This window comes from Mesorhizobium sp. LNHC221B00 (assembly GCF_000502935.1).
Taxonomy (GTDB): Bacteria; Pseudomonadota; Alphaproteobacteria; order Rhizobiales; family Rhizobiaceae; genus Mesorhizobium; species Mesorhizobium opportunistum.
Genome location: NZ_AYWR01000008.1, coordinates 154,325 through 174,103 on the forward strand (window position 1 = coordinate 154,325; position 19,779 = coordinate 174,103).

Annotated in this window: 18 protein-coding genes, 1 tRNA gene and 1 pseudogene; 10 read left to right on the forward strand and 10 right to left on the reverse strand. The window is 63.1% G+C overall.

The genetic code is table 11. The annotated features are described in order from the left end of the window. Positions 1-127 precede the first annotated feature (127 nt). Positions 128-1,984 (forward strand): DUF4396 domain-containing protein, encoded by a 1,857-nt coding sequence (locus tag X741_RS153675; protein WP_023777798.1) that lies wholly within the window; start codon positions 128-130, stop codon positions 1,982-1,984. A gap of 171 nt (positions 1,985-2,155) precedes the next feature. Here the strand turns inward: X741_RS153675 and X741_RS153670 are convergent, their stop codons facing one another. From X741_RS153670 to X741_RS153655, 5 genes and pseudogenes are all read right to left on the reverse strand, one after another. Further along, complete coding sequence (locus X741_RS153670) at positions 2,156-3,073, reverse strand: NADP-dependent oxidoreductase (RefSeq protein ID WP_023765436.1); 918 nt, start codon at positions 3,071-3,073, stop codon at positions 2,156-2,158. Between the two features lie 55 nt (positions 3,074-3,128). Beyond that, positions 3,129-3,472 (reverse strand): annotated as a pseudogene (locus tag X741_RS01000000166500) (nitroreductase family protein); the annotation flags it as partial. Positions 3,473-3,581: 109 nt separating this feature from the next. Further along, on the reverse strand, positions 3,582-4,559 hold the full coding sequence (locus X741_RS153665) for an AraC family transcriptional regulator (RefSeq protein ID WP_023777799.1): 978 nt from the start codon (positions 4,557-4,559) through the stop codon (positions 3,582-3,584). A gap of 219 nt (positions 4,560-4,778) precedes the next feature. After that, a tRNA-Arg gene (locus tag X741_RS153660) sits at positions 4,779-4,855 on the reverse strand. A 275-nt stretch (positions 4,856-5,130) separates the two neighbouring features. Beyond that, the gene (locus tag X741_RS153655) at positions 5,131-6,618 is read right to left on the reverse strand and encodes a HAMP domain-containing sensor histidine kinase (RefSeq protein ID WP_023777800.1); all 1,488 of its coding nucleotides are present in this window, start codon (positions 6,616-6,618) and stop codon (positions 5,131-5,133) included. Positions 6,619-6,897: 279 nt separating this feature from the next. Between X741_RS153655 and rpmH the strand changes: the two genes are divergently transcribed. From rpmH to X741_RS153640, 4 genes are all read left to right on the forward strand, one after another. Beyond that, on the forward strand, positions 6,898-7,032 hold the full coding sequence (gene rpmH / locus X741_RS1000000168280) for a 50S ribosomal protein L34 (protein ID WP_008833937.1): 135 nt from the start codon (positions 6,898-6,900) through the stop codon (positions 7,030-7,032). 14 nt (positions 7,033-7,046) lie between these two features. Next, positions 7,047-7,400 carry a ribonuclease P protein component gene (gene rnpA, locus X741_RS153650; RefSeq protein WP_023777801.1) on the forward strand — a complete coding sequence of 118 codons (354 nt, stop codon included), beginning with the start codon at positions 7,047-7,049 and terminating at the stop codon, positions 7,398-7,400. Between the two features lie 14 nt (positions 7,401-7,414). Further along, positions 7,415-9,226 carry a membrane protein insertase YidC gene (gene yidC / locus X741_RS153645; protein ID WP_023777802.1) on the forward strand — a complete coding sequence of 604 codons (1,812 nt, stop codon included), beginning with the start codon at positions 7,415-7,417 and terminating at the stop codon, positions 9,224-9,226. Positions 9,227-9,416: 190 nt separating this feature from the next. After that, on the forward strand, positions 9,417-9,977 hold the full coding sequence (locus X741_RS153640) for a fasciclin domain-containing protein (protein WP_023777803.1): 561 nt from the start codon (positions 9,417-9,419) through the stop codon (positions 9,975-9,977). A 194-nt stretch (positions 9,978-10,171) separates the two neighbouring features. On the opposite strand, the gene X741_RS153635 is transcribed toward X741_RS153640, so the two are convergent. Genes X741_RS153635 through X741_RS153625 form a run of 3 tightly spaced genes read right to left on the reverse strand, consistent with a single transcriptional unit; the run spans position 10,172 to position 13,483 of the window. Beyond that, positions 10,172-11,719: a DHA2 family efflux MFS transporter permease subunit gene (locus X741_RS153635; RefSeq protein ID WP_023777804.1), complete on the reverse strand. Its 1,548-nt coding sequence runs from the start codon at positions 11,717-11,719 to the stop codon at positions 10,172-10,174. Next, positions 11,716-13,011, reverse strand: a complete 1,296-nt coding sequence (locus X741_RS153630; protein WP_023777805.1) for an HlyD family secretion protein — start codon at positions 13,009-13,011, stop codon at positions 11,716-11,718. The genes X741_RS153635 and X741_RS153630 overlap by 4 nt, the downstream gene beginning before the upstream one ends. Positions 13,012-13,018: 7 nt before the next feature. Next, positions 13,019-13,483 (reverse strand): MarR family transcriptional regulator, encoded by a 465-nt coding sequence (locus X741_RS153625; RefSeq protein WP_023777806.1) that lies wholly within the window; start codon positions 13,481-13,483, stop codon positions 13,019-13,021. Between the two features lie 176 nt (positions 13,484-13,659). Here X741_RS153625 and X741_RS153620 point away from each other — a divergent pair, with 176 nt between their 5' ends. The 3 genes from X741_RS153620 (at position 13,660) to yihA (ending at position 15,392) form a co-directional block, all read left to right on the forward strand. Beyond that, entirely contained in the window at positions 13,660-13,974 is a 315-nt protein-coding gene (locus X741_RS153620; RefSeq protein ID WP_023777807.1) for a hypothetical protein, read from the forward strand. A 123-nt stretch (positions 13,975-14,097) separates the two neighbouring features. After that, on the forward strand, positions 14,098-14,736 hold the full coding sequence (locus X741_RS153615) for a CatB-related O-acetyltransferase (RefSeq protein ID WP_023777808.1): 639 nt from the start codon (positions 14,098-14,100) through the stop codon (positions 14,734-14,736). Next, positions 14,733-15,392, forward strand: coding sequence for a ribosome biogenesis GTP-binding protein YihA/YsxC (gene yihA / locus X741_RS153610; protein ID WP_032927830.1), 660 nt, complete (start codon positions 14,733-14,735; stop codon positions 15,390-15,392). The genes X741_RS153615 and yihA overlap by 4 nt, the downstream gene beginning before the upstream one ends. 12 nt (positions 15,393-15,404) lie before the next feature. Here yihA and X741_RS153605 read toward each other — a convergent pair whose 3' ends face one another. Further along, on the reverse strand, positions 15,405-16,139 hold the full coding sequence (locus X741_RS153605) for a TetR/AcrR family transcriptional regulator (protein WP_023765445.1): 735 nt from the start codon (positions 16,137-16,139) through the stop codon (positions 15,405-15,407). A gap of 132 nt (positions 16,140-16,271) precedes the next feature. Between X741_RS153605 and X741_RS153600 the strand changes: the two genes are divergently transcribed. Further along, positions 16,272-17,459, forward strand: a complete 1,188-nt coding sequence (locus tag X741_RS153600) for an HlyD family secretion protein (RefSeq protein WP_023777810.1) — start codon at positions 16,272-16,274, stop codon at positions 17,457-17,459. A gap of 73 nt (positions 17,460-17,532) precedes the next feature. Beyond that, complete coding sequence (locus tag X741_RS153595) at positions 17,533-19,128, forward strand: DHA2 family efflux MFS transporter permease subunit (RefSeq protein WP_023777811.1); 1,596 nt, start codon at positions 17,533-17,535, stop codon at positions 19,126-19,128. Between the two features lie 123 nt (positions 19,129-19,251). Here X741_RS153595 and msrB read toward each other — a convergent pair whose 3' ends face one another. After that, the gene (gene msrB, locus X741_RS153590) at positions 19,252-19,755 is read right to left on the reverse strand and encodes a peptide-methionine (R)-S-oxide reductase MsrB (protein ID WP_023777812.1); all 504 of its coding nucleotides are present in this window, start codon (positions 19,753-19,755) and stop codon (positions 19,252-19,254) included. Between the last annotated feature and the right edge of the window lie 24 nt (positions 19,756-19,779).

The window sequence follows — 19,779 nt, forward strand, 5'->3', positions numbered from 1 at the left end:
AAGGTCAAGCGGGATCGACGGTTCGGCGTTGGAATTTGCAGCCGAGGGATCGCAATGGCTTCGGCCGCGTTCATCCCAACGACTGATACAACCTGCCGTTTCATCGACAAGCGCGAGAATCCCGACCATGCTCATCCAACCGATCGACTATTTTCTTGTCGCCTGGTTCACGCTCGCCCTGGCCTCGACCCTCTATGTCGGCTTCGACCAGTACCGCAACAATCCCGAGCCGGTGGTGATGAAATGGGGCTTCATCCTGGTGACGCTCTATATGGGTCCGCTCGGCCTGCTGCTTTATGTGCTGGCCGACAAGGAGCCGCGACCCGGCGAGCACGAGGCCTTCACCCGCACGCTTTGGAAGCAGGGTGTCGGCTCGACCATCCATTGCGTCGCCGGCGATGCGACCGGCATCATTCTGGCCGCCGTCATCACGGCGGCACTCGGCCTGCCGATGTGGCTCGATCTCATCGTCGAATATCTCGCCGGCTTTGCCTTCGGCCTGTTCATCTTCCAGTCGCTGTTCATGAAGTCGATGATGGGTGGCAGCTATTGGGAGAATGTGAGGAAGAGCTTCCTGCCGGAATTCATCTCGATGAATTTCATGATGGCCGGCATGGCACCGGTCATGAGCTTCCTCATGATGGGCCGTGACATGCGCGCCATGGAGCCGACGGAGCTGCTGTTTTGGGGCGTGATGTCGATCGGCGTCATCGCCGGCTTCGCGCTTGCCTATCCCGCCAATGTCTGGCTGGTCGCGCGCGGCCTGAAGCATGGCCTGATGACCGAGCGCTCAAATCAGGGCGCGGCTGGCGGGCACGAGCATCACCAGAAGGGACACAAATCGGCTTCCGGCAAGGACAGCGCCGGCCATGGCATGCGCTCGGACGCCACCACTCCGCAGATTGCCGCGCTCGGCGTGGTGTCGGCGATTGCGTTGGCGCTTGGCATGGCCGCGCCGGCGAACTGGCTGAACCTGACATTATCGGCCCGCGATGTCGGCGGTGTGATCATGCCGCAAGGCATGATCATGGATCGCGACACGCCGGCGGACGCCATGCGCGATATGGCGGCGACCTCGCCGCGGCTCGTCACCGCCTCCTACGGCCTGGCGGCAAAAGGCGACCAGGATCTGCCGTTCCGCATGGAAAACGGCGTCAAAGTGTTCGAACTCAGGCCATCGGTGGTGCGCTGGCAGATCCTGCCGGACGTTGCGGTCGACGCCTATGCCTATAACGGTCAGATCCCGGGGCCGCGCATCCATATTCGCCAGGGTGACCGCGTCCGCATCAACCTCACCAACGGCCTGCCGGAGGAAACCACGGTGCATTGGCACGGGCTGATCCTGCCCAACCAGATGGACGGGCCGGCCGAGATCACGCAAAAGCCGATCGAGCCCGGACAGACCTATTCCTACGAGTTCACGGCCACCCAGCATGGCACCTACTTCTACCATCCGCATGCCAAGCCCGACCGGACCCAGGCGCTCGGCCTTTATGGCGCGCTGATCATCGATCCCGCCAACCCCGCCGACGAAGTGGCGGCGGACCACGACTATGTCGTCGAGCTCCAAGAGTGGCTGGTGCGGGAGGGGCTGACCTATCCGTCGATGCCGATGGATGGCGGCATGCCCAATTTCTTCACCATCAACGGCAAGGCGTACCCTGCGACCGACACGATCCGCATGAAGGTCGGCGAGACGCTCAAGGTGCGTTTCATCGGCACCAACAACGGCTTCATCCACCCCATGCACATCCATGGCGGGCCGTTCGAGGTGGTCGCCCGCGACGGCGAGACTATCCCTGCCGCCGCACGCTTCCTTGCCGACACCATCAATGTCGGGCCTGGCCAGCGCTATGACGTGGTCTGGAAGGCACAGCGCCCCGGCAAGTGGCTGATCCATTGCCATATCCCGCACCACACGACGAACAACAATGTCGAGGACAAGGGCGGCGGCGGACTGATGACTGTCATCGAGGTAGGCTGACGGGGGCTAACCGCAAGTCACAGATCGCTTCACCGATGCCGCGATTTTTGGCGCCGCTCGAAAGGACCCGATGGGCCAGTCGTAGCCGCGTCGTCATATCGCTCAGCGCGGCCCGTTGAGATGCGCAGACGATAGTCGAGGAGAGAGGGGCCGCCCTCTCTCCCCAAGTTCCTACGGACGAACGCGGATAACCGTCTTTCCCGCACGCCGCTCGGTCGAGTTGAAGGTGGCGACGGCGTCATCCAGGCTCGAGACCTTGCCGATATTCGTCCGCAGTCGTCCGTTCCGGATGCGCTGAACGATCTCCCAAAGCTGGCCGCGATCAGCCTCGACGACGAAGTCAACCGTCAGGCCATCTGCAGGTCGAATATCCGTCGGTCCGACGACCGTCACAAGCGTTCCTCCGGCCCGGATCAGGGCTGCGGACCGCTTCTGGATATCGCCGCCGATGACGTCGAACACCAGATCGACGCCGCCAACCTCCTCTAGTTTGTCGTTGTCGAGATCGACGAATTCATTCGCGCCGAAGTCGAGCGCCTTCTGGCGGTCGGCGGCGCGTCCGGTGCCGATGACATGGGCTCCGGCCTCCCTTGCAAGCTGCGTCACCATCGAACCGACGGCACCGGCCGCGCCGTGCGCGAGCACGCTTTGCCCCGCCTGAAGGCGGCCATGTTGGAACAGCCCCTGCCACGCGGTCAGGCCGGAGATCGGCAGGCTCGCACCCACCGTGAAGTCGACGTCGCCGGGCAGCGGCGCGAGATTGCGTGCCTCCATGGCGACATACTCGGCGAGCGTGCCGTCGCGATGCCAGTCGGCGAGGCCGAACACTCGCTGACCGATTGACAGTCCCGTGGTGCCGTAGCCGAGCGCAGTGACCACACCGGCTAGCTCATGGCCGAGGATCGATGGCGTCCGGTCACGGAAGGCTCGATCGGCCCAGGTCGAAGGCCACTCCAGTTCGGTGTTGACGAATCCCGCCGCATGAACCTCAACCACGACATCGTTTATTGCCGCCTGCGGCTCGGGCCGCTGCACCAGCTTCATGCCGGCCGTTCCTGCAGCCTGATCCGTTGCTACGATCGCTTTCATGGGAATTGTCTCCTCAGTGATTTGTTGGTTCGGGGTAATTTATCGCTCTGGTTCCGGCCAGCCTACCGGTGATGATGAAGGTCACGGCCGCGTCGGTGATCGCGGACTGATTCCAGGCGATCGGACGCAGCCGTGCCTTGGCTTCCGGCGAGCGTACGTCGACGAAGCGCCAGTTCTGCAGGTGGAAGGATGTCGGCGCGGACGTGCCGATGCGCACCAGATCGCGGATTTGAACGGTCAGCATTGCAGTGGGGTCGTAGTACTTCGCGGCACTGCGGCTCAGGATGTTTCGATGACGACGTTCGTCGCGAAAGTGTTTTCGCTCTTCCCGGTCTCCCGGAAGATTTCGGCGGCTACACGGGTCGCTGGTCCGGTGGTGGCGCGGCTGATGCAGTTCATTGGATGGCTCCCTTATCAAGTGATTGCGGAGCCTAATCTACGGGGGCGAGTGAGAATTTCGAGACTGAATTAGCTCAGTATGATGCGCAAAAGGATCATGATGGGCTTTTCAGATCCCAGGTCGCGCGTCTTGCTCGCCATTGTGCGCCAGTCGCCGCCATTCCCCCGGTGTCATCCCCATCCTCTCGGCAAACACACGCCGAAATGCCGAAACGGATTGATACCCGACCGTCTCGGCCACGGCCTCGGTGCTGATCGCTGGCTTCTTCAACTCGTTGGCGGCCAGACTCATGCGGAGATCGGTCAACAAATCGAGGGCGGAGCAACCTAGCCTGTCCCGAAAGTGCCTCATGAATGTGGCCCGCGACATGCCGCACATGCCCGCTAAATCAGGCAGTTTCCAAGACCGCGCTGGGTCAGCGAACATCGCCGCAATTGCTGGTGCCAACCGCGGATGACTGGCCAGGGCCAACAAGCCTTCGGGCGCTTTCTCGGCTTCGCTCGCCGAGCGCAGTACCAAGGTGAATAGGGCCGAAGAAAGTGCGTCGAGAATAGCCCGTCCTCCCGCTCTGTCACCGGCGGACTCCATTCGCATCAGCCTCACCAGGCTGGCCAGTTGGTTGGAAGCGGAGCCGATGCTCTCGTCCCCATGGCCGTCCATAGAACGCGTCACAAGATTCGTGGGCAGGTAGTTACGGATCAATCGATCATGGGGTGGCGCGACGAAAAACCGCCCACACAGCAGATCGAGTTGCTCACCCTGGCCATCGTTCTCGCTCAACATCCATCCGGCAGAGCCTACGCTTTCGTGTGGACGGATGGGCGTTTGGCCGCTGCCGTCATGCAGCACATGCGCCGCACCGTGCGGCAGCAGAACGATGTCTCCGCTCAGCAGCTCCCTTGCCGTTCTCGTCTCCGGATCCTCTAAAATGGCCCGGCCCTTGACGATGACGTGGTAAGGGATCTCGTTCGCCGCTGCCCGGCCCCAGGTAACACGCCACGGCGCACCGTAGGCGCAGCGGACCTCGAGCTGGCCGGTAACGGTGATCATTTGCAAGAGATGGCTGAGCCAGTCCACTTCAGACATTGGACCTCGAAAACCGGAAATGGTGAAACATCTTATCGCAATTGTGCATCGGTTCTACTTGTCGACCACGTTTCCAAACCTGGCTTTCATACCGGGCCTAGATCGTGAGCGAGCCACCGAGCGCCCCATGATCGGAACAAGGGGCCTGTATCCCGTCGCGCAAAACCGCTTCAGATTGCCGATTTGAAACGGCGCAATTTGGTTAAGCCTGGAGATAAATGGCGCGCCCGAAGAGATTCGAACTCCTGACCCCCAGATTCGTAGTCTGGTGCTCTATCCAGCTGAGCTACGGGCGCGCATCAGGCCGTGTTTTCAACGACCCAGCGATCCGATCCTGAGGACCGGCCGCGAATGTGTGCAGTTCCCTAGCGACTGAATTTGCGAAAAGCAAGTCGATCCGGCAAAAGTTTTGTCGCAGGCATGTCATCTGGCGATGGCGGCTCGGATCCCGACGCTCGAGGCAGCCGCGAAGTCGGTGCGATTCCGGGCTGGACGGAAAGTCTCGGGGAAGATCAGGGAAAGGATCGGGCTCGAAAGGCAAGCGCCCCCGGGGAAGGCAGTGCGGAAGACCTCAGGCCGGGCGACGCAGGCTGCCGCGGGCCTGGTCGAGCCGCACCGGCTGGTCGGGGATGGTGACCGAGAATGTCGTGCGGCCGCCGATCGACTCCACCAGTTCCACCGTGCCGCCATGCGCCCGGATCAGTTCGTGCGCGATGGCCAGGCCAAGCCCGGTGCCGCCGCTGCGCGCCGAGCCGCGGAACGCCGCGAACAGGTTCTCGCGCGCCTTCGCCGGCAGGCCGGGACCGGTGTCGGTGACGACGATGCGGCTGACGCTGCCCATGCGTTCGGCCGAGACCGCCAGCCGGCGCACCACCGCGCTCTCGGTGTCCGCCGCCATCGCCTGCACCGAATTGCGGCAAAGATTGGTGAGCACCCGGAACAACTGGTCGGAATCGGCGTCCACTTCGAACGCCGCCTCGACGGCGTTGATGAACTCGATGCCTTGTCCGATGTCGAGCAGGCCGTGCACGTCCTCGACCAACTGGTACAGCCGCACCCGGCGGCGCGAAGGCGGCGGCTCTTGCGTGCGGCCATAGGCCAGCACGCCTTCGGAATAGGAGACGGCACGGTCGAGCGCGCGCAAAAGCTTCGGCGCGAAGGCCTGCACGGTTGGGTCCCTGACCTGGCGCAGGCGGTCCGACATCAACTGCGCCGAAGCCAGGATGTTGCGCATGTCATGGTTGATCTTCGATACGGCAAGGCCTAGGTCGGCAAGGTGCTTCTGCTCGGAGAGCATCTTTTGCAGCCGCTCCTGCATCTGCGACAGTTCGCGTTCGGCAACGCCGATCTCATCGGCGCGGGCGGCGGGGCGGATGATGCGCCCGGGATCGTCCGGAGCCTCGGAGAAGGACAGCATCGAGCGCGTCATGGTGCGGATCGGCCCGATCATGATCAGGTCGATGGCGGCGTAGACCAGCATGGCCGTGAACAGCGAGATCAGCAGCGAGACGAAGGCGACATTACGCGAATATCTCAGCATCGCATGGCGCAGGCTGTAGTCCGGCATGATCAGCTCGAATTCCTTGTCGCTGTCGCCGACCGGCCCGAAAACGCGAAGCATCCGGTCGCCGCCGAAGAACAGCGTGTCCAGCGCGCCGGTCATACCCTTGACCATGCCGACGCTGGCGAGGTCGATGTGCTCGTCCACCTGCGGCGGCATGTCGGCGACCACCAGGAGCCGCGAGACGCCGCCATCGCGCACCGCGATCGCCTTGGCGCCGATCGCCATCAGAACGTCGTTCTGGGCCGTGCGCGACAGCGAGGTCGACTCGCCCTGCACCAGCACGATCGAGACGGCGGCGGCCGTACTCAGCCGCTCCTTGAGCCAGCTCAGCCGGTAGCTGGCGATCCAGGGCAGGAAGATGAGCACTTCGGCCAGCAGCACGAAAACGATGGTCAAAAGCAGCAGTTTCGTGGACAGGCCGCGCGACAAAGGCACCGTGCGGACGCCGGCTGGCGCTGTTCCGGTCCCTTCTCCCGCTTGCGTGGCTTCGCTCATGTAACCCTGTCTTCACAATCACTTGATCAGCCAAGATTAGGCGATCAAGGCTTTTTTGCCAATTTATCCTTTGGCCGGAACATTAAATTGCCGTCATAAAACCTACGTCCTTGGCGCGACGACCCCGGATTGACTTCCAAAACCCTTCTTTCTATAAGCCCGCTCACGCTCGGGCCATTCGTCCCGGCGCGGTTTCGATCGCGCCAAAGCCGGCCCGGCAAAGCTCCTGTTACAGAGTGACAGAATCAAGAAGGGCCGCACCCCGCGGTATTAAAACAAATGAAGCGTACCTACCAACCGTCTAAACTCGTCCGCAAACGTCGGCACGGCTTCCGTGCCCGCATGGCCACCAAGGGTGGTCGTGGCGTTGTCGCAGCTCGCCGCAACCGCGGCCGCAAGCGGCTCAGCGCCTAAGCGAGACGAGATCGTTGCCCGCAACCGGCAAGCCAGTGGGGGTCAATCCCAAGCGGCTTCTGAAACGCGCGGAATTCCTGGCCGTCCGCCGTGGTGAAAAGCGCCGCGGGCGGTTTTTCCTCGTCGAGGTCCTCGACCGCGGCGACGGCGGCGTGCCGCGTGTCGGCTTCACCGTCACCAAGAAGGTCGGCAACGCCGTTGTGCGCAACCGCGTCAGGCGGCGGCTGAAAGAAGCCGTCCGCGTCCATGCCGCAGATGACATGATGCCCGGCAATGACTATGTCATCGTCGGGCGCGACGATGCACTGCGCGCCCCGTTCGGCCAGTTGAAGGCCGAACTCTCCCGCCGATTTCGCGGAACACGATAGGCCAAGGGCTCTCGATGGAAAACAACCGGAACTTCTTCATCACCATCGCGCTGTCGGTGCTGATCCTGACTTTGTGGCAGGTTTTCTACATGAACCCGCGCGTCGAGCAGCAGCGCGAGGCCGCCAAGATCGAGCAACAGCGCGTCGAGGAGCAGAAGAAGGCGGCCGAGGCCGCCAATCCAGGCGCTGCGACACCAGCGCCGGCCCCAGGCACCATTCCCAACGCGCCCGGCGGCGACGCCGTCACCGCGGCCGGCCGCGATCAGGCGCTGGCCGCTTCGAAGCGCGTCAAGATCGACACGCCGAGCCTCGAGGGCTCGATCAACCTGACCGGCGCGCGCCTCGACGACCTCAAGCTCAAGCACTACACCGAGACCGTCGACAAGAATTCACCCGAGATCGAACTGCTCAACCCGCAGGCGCTGCCGACCGGCTATTTCGCCGAGATCGGCTTCGTCGGTAACGACAAGACCGGCGCGGTGCCGGGTGCCGACACGGTGTGGAGCGTGGAAGGCAATCCGACGCTGAGCCCGTCGACGCCGGTGACGCTTACCTACACCAACGACAAGGGCCTGACCTTCAAGCGCGTCTTCTCGGTCGACGCCAACTACATGTTCACGGTCACGGACACGGTGCAGAATTCCGGCACCAGCGCGGTATCGCTGTTCAACTATGGCCGCGTCACGCGCTACGACAAGCCGGCCGTCGCCAGCACCTATGTGCTGCATGAAGGCCTGATCGGTGTTACCGGCACCGAGGGCCTTGCCGAATACAAATACGCCAAGATCGAATCCGAAAAGCAGGTCACTCCGGGCAAGTCGACCGATGGCTGGCTCGGCATCACCGACAAATACTGGGCCGTCACCCTGGTGCCGACCGAGAAGCAGCCGTTCCAGCCGCGCTATGCCTTTTTCGAGGATGGCCGGCACCGCTACCAGTCCGACTTCCTCACCGATGCGATCAATGTCGATGCCGGCCAGTCCGCGACCGTCGAGACGGAGATCTTCGCCGGCGCCAAGGAAGTGGCCAAGATCAACGCCTACGAGGCGGACCGTCACATTCGCCAGTTCAACCTGGTGATCGACTGGGGCTGGTTCTATTTCATCACCAAGCCGATGTTCTGGCTGATCGACACGCTCTACAAATTCTTCGGCAATTTCGGCCTGGCGATCCTCGCCACCACGATCATCGTCAAGGCGCTGTTCTTCCCGCTCGCCAACAAATCCTATGCGTCGATGGCGAACATGAAGAAGGTGCAACCCAAGATGCTCGAGATCCGCGAGAAATACGCGGACGACAAGATGAAACAGCAGCAGGCGATGATGGAGCTGTACAAGACCGAGAAGATCAATCCGCTCGCCGGCTGCTGGCCGGTGGCGCTGCAGATCCCGGTCTTCTTCTCGCTCTACAAGGTGCTCTACATCACCATCGAGATGCGCCACGCGCCGTTCTTCGGCTGGATCCAGGATCTGGCCGCGCCCGATCCGACCTCGATCTTCAACCTGTTCGGGCTCGTTCCGATCACGCTGCCGCACATGCTGATGATCGGCGTCTGGCCGCTGATCATGGGCGTCACCATGTTCCTGCAGATGCGCATGAACCCAACGCCGCCGGATCCGACGCAGGCCGCGATCTTCACCTGGATGCCTGTCATCTTCACCTTCATGATGGCGGGTTTCCCGGCGGGTCTCGTCATCTACTGGGCCTGGAACAACACGCTGTCGATCCTCCAGCAGGGCCTGATCATGAAACGCCAGGGCGCCAAGATCGAGCTGTGGGACAATCTGGTCGCGCTGTTCCGGAAGAAACCGTCACCGGCGGAGTAGCCGGCCTCCAAAAAAGCCGAAGAGAAGATCTCTCTTCTCGAAAAGCCCGGTTCGCCCGGGCTTTTTCTTTGGGCAAATATCTGTTCACGTTCCCGTGATCGGCGAAACTGCAAGCGGTCGCGGGGCGTGACTGCGTGTGCATTTCCAAAGGCTATCAATTCCGATCAGCCCTCACCCGGAGGAAGACCACATGCGCTTGCCGTCATTCAGGATCATCGCCCTTTCCGCACTCGTCGCTGGCGCGGCAATTGCCGCCCCGGCCTATGCCAAGAACCCGACAGTCGGCGGCGCGCCGATGTACGCCACCAAGAACATCGTCGAGAACGCCGTCAACTCGAAGGACCACACGACGCTGGTCGCCGCCGTCAAAGCGGCTGGCCTTGTCGAAACGCTGCAGGGCGCCGGCCCGTTCACCGTCTTCGCGCCCACCAACGAAGCCTTCGCCGCGCTGCCGGCCGGCACCGTCGAAACGCTGCTCAAGCCCGAGAGCAAGGACCAGCTCACCAAGGTGCTGACCGCGCATGTCGTGGCCGGCAAGATCTCCGGCAAGGACATGATGGCCAAGGCCAAGGCGATGGGCGGCAAATATGAGATGAAGACCGTCTCCGGCGACACGCTCACCGCCGAGGTCAGGAAGGGCAAGCTCTACATCATCGACGAGTCCGGCGGCGAGGCCAAGGTGACGATCGCCGACGTCAACCAGTCGAACGGCGTCATTGATGTCGTCAACAAGGTGCTGTTGCCGAAGTAACGGCCCTGGCGAAGGGGATCAGGCAGGTCCGTGGGGCTTTCTCGGGCCTGCCGTCTCCACCTCGTGACGAGCTCCATATTTCCTGGGAAGCCGTATCGGCAATGGACCGGAGTCCAGCAGTCCCACGCAGGGCTCCGGTTTCTTTTGGTCTCATGTGATCGCACGGGTCCGGAGTTCCGGACCGCCTGCGAGAATCATTCCATGACGGCGCTGTGGTCGACCTTGGCCGGTGTCGCGGGCTTGCGCAGCAGGAGAACCAGCGGGATGGCGGCAAGCGACAGGATCATCATCAGCTTGAAGTCGTTCATATAGCTGATGATCGTCGCCTGCAGCGTCACCACGCCGTCGAGCGCCGCGCGGCCGGCCGCGCTGTAGGGGTTCATCGCCTGGAAGATCGCCGGATTGCCGAACGCCTGGTTGAAAGGCGTCACATAGGTGGCGATGTTGGCGTGGTTGATCTGCACGTTCTGCGTCAAGAGCGCGGTGACCACCGATATGCCGACGCTGGAACCGATGTTGCGCGACAAATTGTACAAGCCCGTGCCCTCCGCGCGCCGCTCGGGCGCCAGCGTGGCGAAGGTGATGGTGGTCAGCGGCACGAACAGGAAGCCAAGCCCGGCGCCCTGGACGAAACCGGTGCTGACGATCGTCCATTGCGAGACGTCGGGGGTCCAGCCGGTCATGTCGTACATCGCCCAGGCGGTGATCAGCAGGCCGATCAGCAGCAGCCAGCGTGTATCGACCTTGCCGATCAGCTTGCCGACCAGGAACATGCACGCCATGGTGCCGAGGCCACGCGGCCCCATGACGATGCCGGCCGTCACCACCGGATAGCCCATCAGCGTCTGCAGATAGGGCGTCATCAGCGCTAGCGAGGCCAGGTAGGTGATGCCGATGATGAAGATGAAGATCATGCCGACGGCGAAATTCCTGTCGAGGAACAGCCTCGGGTTCACGAAGGTGTTTTTGGCGGTGAAGGTGTGGACGAGGAAGATGTAGAAGGCCGACGCGCAGATCAGCGCCTCGACGATGATCTCGGATGACGAGAACCAGTTGAGCTGCTCGCCGCGGTCGAGAAACATCTGCAGCGCGGCGATGGTTATGCTGAGCATGCCGAAGCCCAGCCAGTCCAGCCTGGTCTTGATGTCCAGCTTGGTTTCCTGGACGAACATCGACACGCCGGCGAAAGCCAGCGCACCGATCGGCACGTTGATGTAGAACACCCAGCGCCAGGAAACATTCTCGGTCAGCCAGCCGCCGATGACCGGCCCCAGCACCGGTCCGACCATCACCGAGACTCCGAAGAGCGCCATCGCCGAGCCGCGCTCCTCGACGCTGTAGATGTCGAGCAGAATGCTCTGCGACAGCGGCACCAGCGCCGCGCCGAACAGGCCTTGCAGCAGGCGGAAGCCGACGATCTGCGGCAGCGACTGCGCGAAGCCGCACAGCACGGAGGCGACCACGAAGCCGGTGATCGAGGTCAAAAGGATGCGTTTGCGGCCGAAGCGGTTGGCAAGGTAGCCCGACGGCGGCGTCATCACGGCGGCCGCCACGATGTAGGAGGTCAGCACCCAGTTGATCTGGTCGGCACTCGCCGAAACGCTGCCCTGGATATAGGGCAGCGCGACGTTGGCGATGGTCGTGTCCAGCGCCTGCATGATGACGGCCAGGATCACGCAGGCGGTGATGGCGCCGCGATTGGCGACCACCGCTGTGCCACCCGTCGCGGACGCGCTGGTCATGACTTTTGTCCGAACCGGCCGATGAGGTCGGTCACGAAGTCCGGCAGCCCGCGCGCATGGCCGGTGTCGATGCCGACCACGACGCTCATACCGCCGCGCAGCGGCGGCTTGCCCTGGGGATCGTCCACCGTCACGCGCATCGGGATGCGCTGCACGACCTTGACCCAGTTGCCGGTGGTGTTCTGCGCCGGCAGCAGCGAGAAGCTCGACGACGAGGCGGGGCTGATCGAGGCCACCGTGCCGTGCCACACGGCGCCCGGATAGGTGTCGACGCTGATCGTCGCCGTCTGTCCCGGCCGCACATAGGTCAGCTCGGTCTCCTTCGGCTCCGCCTCGATCCACAGGTCAGTTTGCGAAATCAGGCTGAAGGCCGGCTGCGAAGCCGGCAGGTACTTGCCGACCTGCAGCGCGTCGACATTGGTGACGATGCCGTCGAACGGCGCCTTGACGATGGAATCGGCAAGGTTGCGCTGGGCGTCGTCCACGCCCGACTGGGCCTGCAGGTAGAAGGGGTTCTTCTCCACGGGCTGGTTGGCGTCGCCGCCAAGCTGGGCAAGCGTCGCCTGTGCCTGCGCCTTGGCGACAGCCACCTTCTGGCGGGCGGCGACGAGGTCGTGCTGGGCGCTGTCGAAACTCGCCTTGGAGGCGGTCGAGGTCTTGAGCAGGTCTTGCTGGCGCTGGAAGGCGGACTCGTAATAGGGAATGTCGGCCTGCGCCTGTTCGATTTGCGACAGCGATTGCTGGCAGCTGGCCTGCAGGGTCAGCACCTGGTTGCGCACGGTCCCGAGCTGGGCCTGGGCGGCGGCGAGAGCGGTCTCGAAGGAGGCTGGCCTCAGGCGGAACAGCACCTGCCCTTTTTTCACCGCCTCATTCTCGTGGACGTTTATGTCTTGCACCGTGCCGGAAACGTCGGTGGACACGCCGAGCGACTGGGCCTGGATGTAGGCGTTATCGGTCGTCATCACCTGGCCGCCGGTGACGTAGTAATAGCCGCCGACGACCAGCGCGACGGGAAGCAGGCCAAACAGGATCGGCCGCGTCAGGCCGCGCTTGGGCTTCGTCGGGGCCGGTGGGGCCACGGCGGCGGGCGCTTGCCGGGGTTGCGGCTCCTTGGCTGGAGCCTCGAGGGTTGCCGGTTCCGGGGCCACGGGCGCTTCCAACTCGTCATTCTCGATGACGACACTGGCTCGCCTCTGCTCGCGCTCGCTGTCCAGCTGGATGATCTGGTCGCGTGAGCGATCGGTGGAGGGCTCGCCTTCGGCAGGCTTCCTGGGTGCGGTCGATTCAGCCATGTGTTTTTCAGCCATGTATTTTCTCCCGGTCGACGGCAGGCTGGGTGCAAGCCGCGAGCAGATTGGGTTTGATCAAGCTTAGGGTTTGCAGCAGTTGCTGCTGTGCATCCGACGAAAGCCCGTCGAAGGCCTCGTCGCGCGTCTTCTGGCCATTGGCGCGGATGATCTCGAGCAGCGGATGGGCCAGAGGGGTCAGATAAAGCAGCCATGCCCGGCGGTCGGCGGGGTTCGGCCGCCGCTCGATGAAACCGCGCGCCTCCATCTTGTCGAGCAGCCTGGCAAGCGTGATCGGCACGATCTGGATGAGGTCGGCGAGCTTGTTCTCGTGAATGCCTTCATGCAGCGACAGATAAGCCAGCACCTGCCATCGCGCCCGGGTCAGCCCCGACATCCGCGAACGCTGCTCGAACCGCTTTCGAAGCAGGCGCGCAACATCGTGCAGCACGAAGCTGATATTGGGCGAGATTGGCATGGGGAGGAATTCGGGTCTGCGAGCAACTTTTCGTGAGCATGCTTATTATCACCATGCACATAATCCTGCTGGACCCGATGCACAAGACGGGTTAAGCCGCGAAAAGGAAAAATTGCATGGGCCACGACAGCGAGGAGGCGCTTGGCGGTGGGAATTTGCCGGCAAGGATTTGACGAATGAATTGGATCAAGATCGCGGCTGTCGCGGGCCTCCTGGTGTGCCCCGGCATCGCGGTTGCAAAGGAAGCGGTGAGCTGCGGCGGCGCCGCCATGCTGGGCGGCGCGCAGTTGAATTGCAGCCACGTCGAACCCAAGGCACCGCCGCAATTCTGCACGTTTAGCTGGGCTCTCTACACGATGGCGGGCGATCAGAAAGTCGTCGAAGGTACGTTTCTGCTGCCGCCGGGAGCATCGAATATCACCGTCTATCAGGGCAGCGGTTTCGACAGCGCGCTGTCCAATCCGATCGTGATTTGCCGCGGCAACAAATGAGCTCCATGACAAGGAAAGCTCGCTCTCGGCCCATTGATGCTATAGGGCGGATCACGTTATTTTGACCAGGCGCACCCCGCAGTCCGGATGCGCCGACCAATCACTTCCTCGACGGATATCGACATGGACGGACCCAACCCCGGCATCAAGCACCCGATCCCGATGCATACGCGCGTCGGCTTCCTGAAGCCGCTGGTGAGTGCGCCGAACATCGAGATCGGCGACTTCACCTACTATGACGACCCTGAGGGGCCGGACAAATTCGCCGACAAATGCGTGCTGCACCACTATCCTTTCATTGGCGACAAGCTGATCATCGGCAAGTTCTGCGCCATTGCCGAAGGCGCGCGCTTCATCATGAACGGCGCCAACCATGCCATGTCCGGCTTTTCGACCTATCCGTTCAACATCTTCGGCCATGGCTGGGAAAACGGTTTTGATCCGGCGACATGGTCGAAGGAAGTGCGCGGCGACACCGTGGTCGGCAGCGATGTCTGGATCGGCATGGAGGCGGTGATCCTGCCCGGCGTGCAAGTCGGCCATGGCGCCATCATTGCGGCGAAGTCCGTGGTGACGCACGATGTCCCGCCCTACGCCATCGTCGCCGGCAACGCGGCCAAGGTGGTGAAGATGCGGTTCGACGACAGGACGATCCGGCGGCTGCTGGCGGTGGCATGGTGGGACTGGCCGGTCGACAAGATCGGCCGCAACCTCGATGCCATCAGGGGCGCCGATATTTCTCTTCTGGAGGCAGCAGCTTGAACGCTTTGAACAGCACCACGATCGGCACCGACCTTTTCACGCGCGGCTGGATCTTCATCCGCGGCGTGCCGGCCATGAAGTTCCTGCCGCCGGAAGGGCCGCCGGAAATCGCCTTTGCCGGCCGATCCAACGTCGGCAAGTCGTCGCTGATCAACGCTCTGGTGAACCAGAAGGGACTGGCCCGCACCTCCAACACGCCGGGCCGCACGCAGGAGCTCAACTATTTCGTGCCGGATGGATTTTCGGGCGAGGGCGCCGACCTGCCGCCGCTGGCGCTGGTCGACATGCCGGGCTACGGCTACGCCACCGCGCCCAAGGAGAAGGTCGACGAGTGGACGAAGCTGGTCTTCGACTATCTCAAGGGCCGCGTCACGCTGAAGCGCGTCTATGTGCTGATCGACGCCCGCCACGGCATCAAGGCCAAGGACGACGAAGTGCTGTCGCTGCTCGACAAGGCGGCGGTGTCCTATCAGATCGTTCTGACCAAGACCGACAAGATCAAGATCGCTGGCGTGCCGCGGCTGATCGAGGAGACGCTGGCCAAGATCAAGAAGCGGCCGGCGGCGTTTCCGTTCGTCCTGGCGACATCATCGGAAAAGGGTGAGGGTCTCGAGGAATTGCAGGCCGCCATCGTGCTTGCCGCCAATGGCGGGTGACGCGGTTTCCCGTCAGGACTTTGCCTCGAGGGCAATCATCTGGTGGCGTTCTTCCTCGGCCAGGCTTGCGGTGCCGTAGGCTTTCAGGAACATATCGACGCCTGACCGGACGATGTGCTCGATCTCCTCCTGGCTCGGCGCCTTGACACGGTAGGCGAAGATGCACTGCCGGAAAAGACCGGCAAGGCAAAGATCGGTGAACTGATAGGCGGCAAGGTCGACATCGTCGATGCGCAGCAGGCCACGCTCGATGGCGGCGTTCAAGAAGGTCACCATCCTGTCATGGCCGCGTTTGGGGCCGCGCTCGTAAAAGCGCGCGCCCATGTCGGGTATCCTGTCGGAGGCGCCGATCACGGTGCGCTGCGCCTGGATGACCCTGGCCGAGGTGATCTTCATCGACAGCACCTTGCCGAACTTCACCAGCGTCTGGCGCAGGTCGTCGGAACGATCGAGCAGGTCGTACATGTTCTTGAATATGCTGCCGCGCTCTTCCTCGATCAGCGCCTCGAACAGCTCTTCCTTGTTGGCGAAGTAGACATAGATGGTGCCCTTCGACACGCCGGCCTCGCGCGTGATGTCGTTCATCGAGGCAGCCTCGAAGCCCTTGTCGATGAAGACACGGCGGGCGCCGTCGATGATCTGGCTGCGCTTGACCGGATCCTGTCCGGCGGCGGGGCGGCCGCGGCGCAGGCTGTCCAGCAGATCCTCGCATTTGTCGTTTTCGGCGTCGGGCGTTGTCTCGGCCATAAAAGTCACACCTCGAAAATAATTCGAACCAACCGGTTCGATTGCCCCTTGATATGGTCCTCTTTACGCGCTATGTCAACGTCCATCGAACCGAACGGTTCAGTCTATTATAATCTTTCCTAGAGAGATGTCATGTCCTCAAACGCGCCATCCACCGCCGAAGTCCGTCCGTTCCCCAGCGCCAAGGTTGCGCCGGCGACGGAAGCACCGGAAATTCCTGTCCAGCCGGCCGCCGCGCCGCCGCCGGCGGAAGCCCCCGCAAAGAAGAAGCGTTCGGTGCGCTCCTTCCTGCTGCCGATCATCGGCGTTGCCCTGCTCGGCGCCGGCGCCTGGTATGGCTATGACTATTGGACGACCGGCCGTTTCATGATCTCGACCGACGACGCTTACGTCCAGGCCGACATGGCGTTCGTCTCGCCCAAGATTTCCGGCTATGTCGATCAGGTCAAGGTGAGCGAGAACCAGCTGGTCAAGGCCGGCGACCCGCTGCTGACGATCGATGACGGCGACTACAAAATAGCAGTCGCCCAGGCCGACGCGCAGATCGCCACGTTGTCGAAGACGCTCGACCGTATCGACGCGCAGACCAAGGCCGCGCAGGCTTCCCTGCAGCAGGCGCAGGCGCAGAAGGTCGCCGATCAGGCCGCGGCTGGCAATGCCGCCCGTGCCCAGCAGCGCGCCGCGCAGCTGGTCAAGACGCATGTCGGCACGCAGGCACAGCTGGACGATGCCCAGACCGCGCTCGACCAGGCCAATGCCGCTCTGGTCGGCGCCGACGCGCAGATCGCCGCGGCACAGGCCAATATCGGTGTGCTCGAGGCGCAGCGCGCCGAGTCGGCGAGCACGCTCGCCTCCTTGCAGCTCAGCCGCGACAAGGCCGCGCGCGACCTTTCTTTCACCGTGCTCAAGGCTCCGTATGACGGCGTCGTCGGCAACCGGTCGGTCGAGCAGGGCGACCTCGTCAGCCCGGGCCAGAAGCTCGCCGTCGTCGTGCCGCTGGACAAGCTTTACATCGTCGCCAACTTCAAGGAGACCCAGCTTGCCCGCCTGGTTCCCGGCGAAAAGGTCAACATCTCGGTCGACGCCATCGACGGCCAGCCCATCCAGGGAACCGTTTCGTCGCTCGCTCCGGCTTCAGGCGCGGTCTTCTCGCTGTTGCCGCCGGAAAATGCCACCGGCAACTTCACCAAGGTGGTGCAGCGCGTCCCGGTCCGCATCGACGTCCCGGCCGATGCCCTCAGGACCGGCAAGTTGCGCGCTGGCTTGAGCGTTGTCGTCGACGTCGACAGCCGCACCGCACCTGCCGCGCGCACCAACTAAGCGCTTTTCGGAGGGCGGCTCGGGGGCTGATTAAGCACTGAGCCGCCCGGCCTGCCTCAAGGAGGCCCATGCAATGGCAACCGCAACAATCACCGCAGGATCGCCGCCGGCACGGCCGGCCGTCCCTGACACTATTTCCACACGCCGCATCATTGCCTTCCTGGCGATGGTGTTCGGCATGTTCATGGCCATCCTGGACATCCAGATCGTCTCCGCCTCACTTTCCGAGATCCAGGCGGGCTTGAGCGCCAGTTCCGATGAGATTCCGTGGGTGCAGACGGCCTATCTGATCGCCGAGGTGGTCATGATCCCGCTGTCGGGCTTCCTCAGCCGCATGCTGTCGACGCGCGTGCTGTTCACCATCGCGGCAGCCGGCTTCACCGCCGCCAGCGCGCTCGCCGCGACCGCCACCAACATCGACCAGATGATCGTCTACCGCGCCGTGCAGGGTTTCATCGGCGGCGGCATGATCCCGAGTGTCTTCGCCGCAGCCTTCACCATCTTCCCGCCCTCGCGCCGCGCCATCGTCTCGCCGATGATCGGCCTGGTGGCGACGCTGGCGCCGACCATCGGCCCGACCGTCGGCGGCTACATCAGCCATGCCTTTTCATGGCACTGGCTGTTCCTGGTCAATGTCGTGCCAGGCATTCTGGTGGCGACCGCGGCCTGGTCGCTTATCGACTTCGACAAGCCCAATCTCAAGCTGTTCAATAAGTTCGACTGGTGGGGCCTTGCCGGCATGGCGGCGTTCCTTGGCTGCATGGAGTATGTGCTAGAGGAAGGCCCGAACAACGACTGGCTGCAGGACCAGGGTGTGTTCATCTGCGCCATCGTCATGACCATCGGCGCGGGGATCTTCTTCTGGCGTGTCTTCACCGCCGAGGAGCCGATCGTCGATCTGCGGGCCTTCAGCAACATCAACTTCGCCTTTGGCTCGCTGTTCTCCTTCGTTATCGGCATCGGCCTCTACGGCCTGACCTATCTCTATCCGGTGTTCCTCGGTCGCATCCGCGGCTACGATTCGATGATGATCGGTGAGGCGCTGTTCGTCAGCGGCCTGGCCATGTTCGTCACCGCGCCGATCTCCGGCATCCTGTCGAGCAAGATGGATTTGCGGCTGATGATGATGATCGGCTTCTTCGGCTTCGCCACCGGCACGTGGTGGATGACGCACCTGACCGCCGACTGGGATTTCTATGAGCTGCTGATCCCGCAGATCCTGCGCGGCTGTTCGATGATGCTGTGCATGGTGCCGATCAACAACATCGCGCTCGGCACCTTGCCGCCCGACCGGCTGAAGAATGCGTCCGGCCTGTTCAACCTGACGCGCAACCTCGGTGGTGCCGTCGGCCTTGCCCTCATCAACACCGTGCTGATCGACCGCAATGCTTTCCACTACGCCCGGCTGTCGGAGCACGTGCAGTGGGGCAGTGCGGCGGCCCAGCAGAAGCTGCAGAACATGACGCTCAATTTCGAGCAGACCACCGGTCTCGATGCGGCGAGTGCCGCGATCTCCAAGCTGTCGGGCATGGTCCAGCAGCAGGCGGCGCTGCTGTCCTTCATGGACGTGTTCTACATGCTGACGGTGCTGTTCGCGACGCTTGGCCTGTTCACCATGCTGATCAACAAGCCGGCCGCGCCCGGTGGCGGCGGAGGCGGCGGCCACTAAACAAAAATACCATACGTGGGCAGCGGTTTCGGGAAGCTCCTCCAGTCCACGCCCGAAAAGCTCTGACCGCGCAAAAAACTCCGGGCCGCAAAGCCCGGAGTTTTTCGTTTGAAGCAGAATCTGTCAGGCCGTGGCGGGCCTGAAGCTCAGCGCCACGCCGTTGATGCAGTGGCGCAGGCCGGTCGGCGCTGGGCCATCGTCGAAGACATGGCCGAGATGGCCGCCGCAGCGGCGGCAATGCACCTCGGTGCGGGTCATGCCCAGCGACCGGTCCTCGGTCTTACCGATGCCATTGGCGATCTCCTGCCAGAAGCTCGGCCAGCCGGTGCCGGAATCGAATTTCGTCTCCGAGGGATAGACCGGCAGGTCGCAGCCGGCGCAGGCGAAAATACCCTTGCGGTGCTCGTTGAGCAGCGGGCTGGTGCCCGGATATTCGGTGCCTTCCTTGCGCAGCACGTCGAAGGCGGCCGGCGACAGGATGGCTTTCCATTCGTCTTCGGTCTTGGTGACCTCGAATTTCTCCGCGGCCTGAGCCGCCTGCGGGCCGCCCATGCGCAGCAAGGTGGCGGCGGCCCCGACACCGCCAACGGCGGCGGCACCGCTCAAAAGAAAGTCGCGACGGTTCATGACCAGTTCCTCCGATTGTCTATT

Excerpts from the sequence above, each read along its gene's own strand:
- X741_RS153655 (WP_023777800.1), bottom strand. The coding sequence starts at position 6,618 with ATGAGCGAAGCCACGCAAGCGGGAGAAGGGACCGGAACAGCGCCAGCC.
- X741_RS153605 (WP_023765445.1), bottom strand. The coding sequence starts at position 16,139 with ATGGCCGAGACAACGCCCGACGCCGAAAACGACAAATGCGAGGATCTG.
- X741_RS153595 (WP_023777811.1), top strand. The coding sequence starts at position 17,533 with ATGGCAACCGCAACAATCACCGCAGGATCGCCGCCGGCACGGCCGGCC.
- X741_RS153615 (WP_023777808.1), top strand. The coding sequence starts at position 14,098 with ATGGACGGACCCAACCCCGGCATCAAGCACCCGATCCCGATGCATACG.
- X741_RS153635 (WP_023777804.1), bottom strand. The coding sequence starts at position 11,719 with ATGACCAGCGCGTCCGCGACGGGTGGCACAGCGGTGGTCGCCAATCGC.
- X741_RS153630 (WP_023777805.1), bottom strand. The coding sequence starts at position 13,011 with ATGGCTGAATCGACCGCACCCAGGAAGCCTGCCGAAGGCGAGCCCTCC.
- yidC (WP_023777802.1), top strand. The coding sequence starts at position 7,415 with ATGGAAAACAACCGGAACTTCTTCATCACCATCGCGCTGTCGGTGCTG.
- rpmH (WP_008833937.1), top strand. The coding sequence starts at position 6,898 with ATGAAGCGTACCTACCAACCGTCTAAACTCGTCCGCAAACGTCGGCAC.
- X741_RS153640 (WP_023777803.1), top strand. The coding sequence starts at position 9,417 with ATGCGCTTGCCGTCATTCAGGATCATCGCCCTTTCCGCACTCGTCGCT.
- X741_RS153675 (WP_023777798.1), top strand. The coding sequence starts at position 128 with ATGCTCATCCAACCGATCGACTATTTTCTTGTCGCCTGGTTCACGCTC.
- X741_RS153665 (WP_023777799.1), bottom strand. The coding sequence starts at position 4,559 with ATGTCTGAAGTGGACTGGCTCAGCCATCTCTTGCAAATGATCACCGTT.
- X741_RS153670 (WP_023765436.1), bottom strand. The coding sequence starts at position 3,073 with ATGAAAGCGATCGTAGCAACGGATCAGGCTGCAGGAACGGCCGGCATG.
- msrB (WP_023777812.1), bottom strand. The coding sequence starts at position 19,755 with ATGAACCGTCGCGACTTTCTTTTGAGCGGTGCCGCCGCCGTTGGCGGT.
- X741_RS153600 (WP_023777810.1), top strand. The coding sequence starts at position 16,272 with ATGTCCTCAAACGCGCCATCCACCGCCGAAGTCCGTCCGTTCCCCAGC.
- X741_RS153620 (WP_023777807.1), top strand. The coding sequence starts at position 13,660 with ATGAATTGGATCAAGATCGCGGCTGTCGCGGGCCTCCTGGTGTGCCCC.
- X741_RS153625 (WP_023777806.1), bottom strand. The coding sequence starts at position 13,483 with ATGCCAATCTCGCCCAATATCAGCTTCGTGCTGCACGATGTTGCGCGC.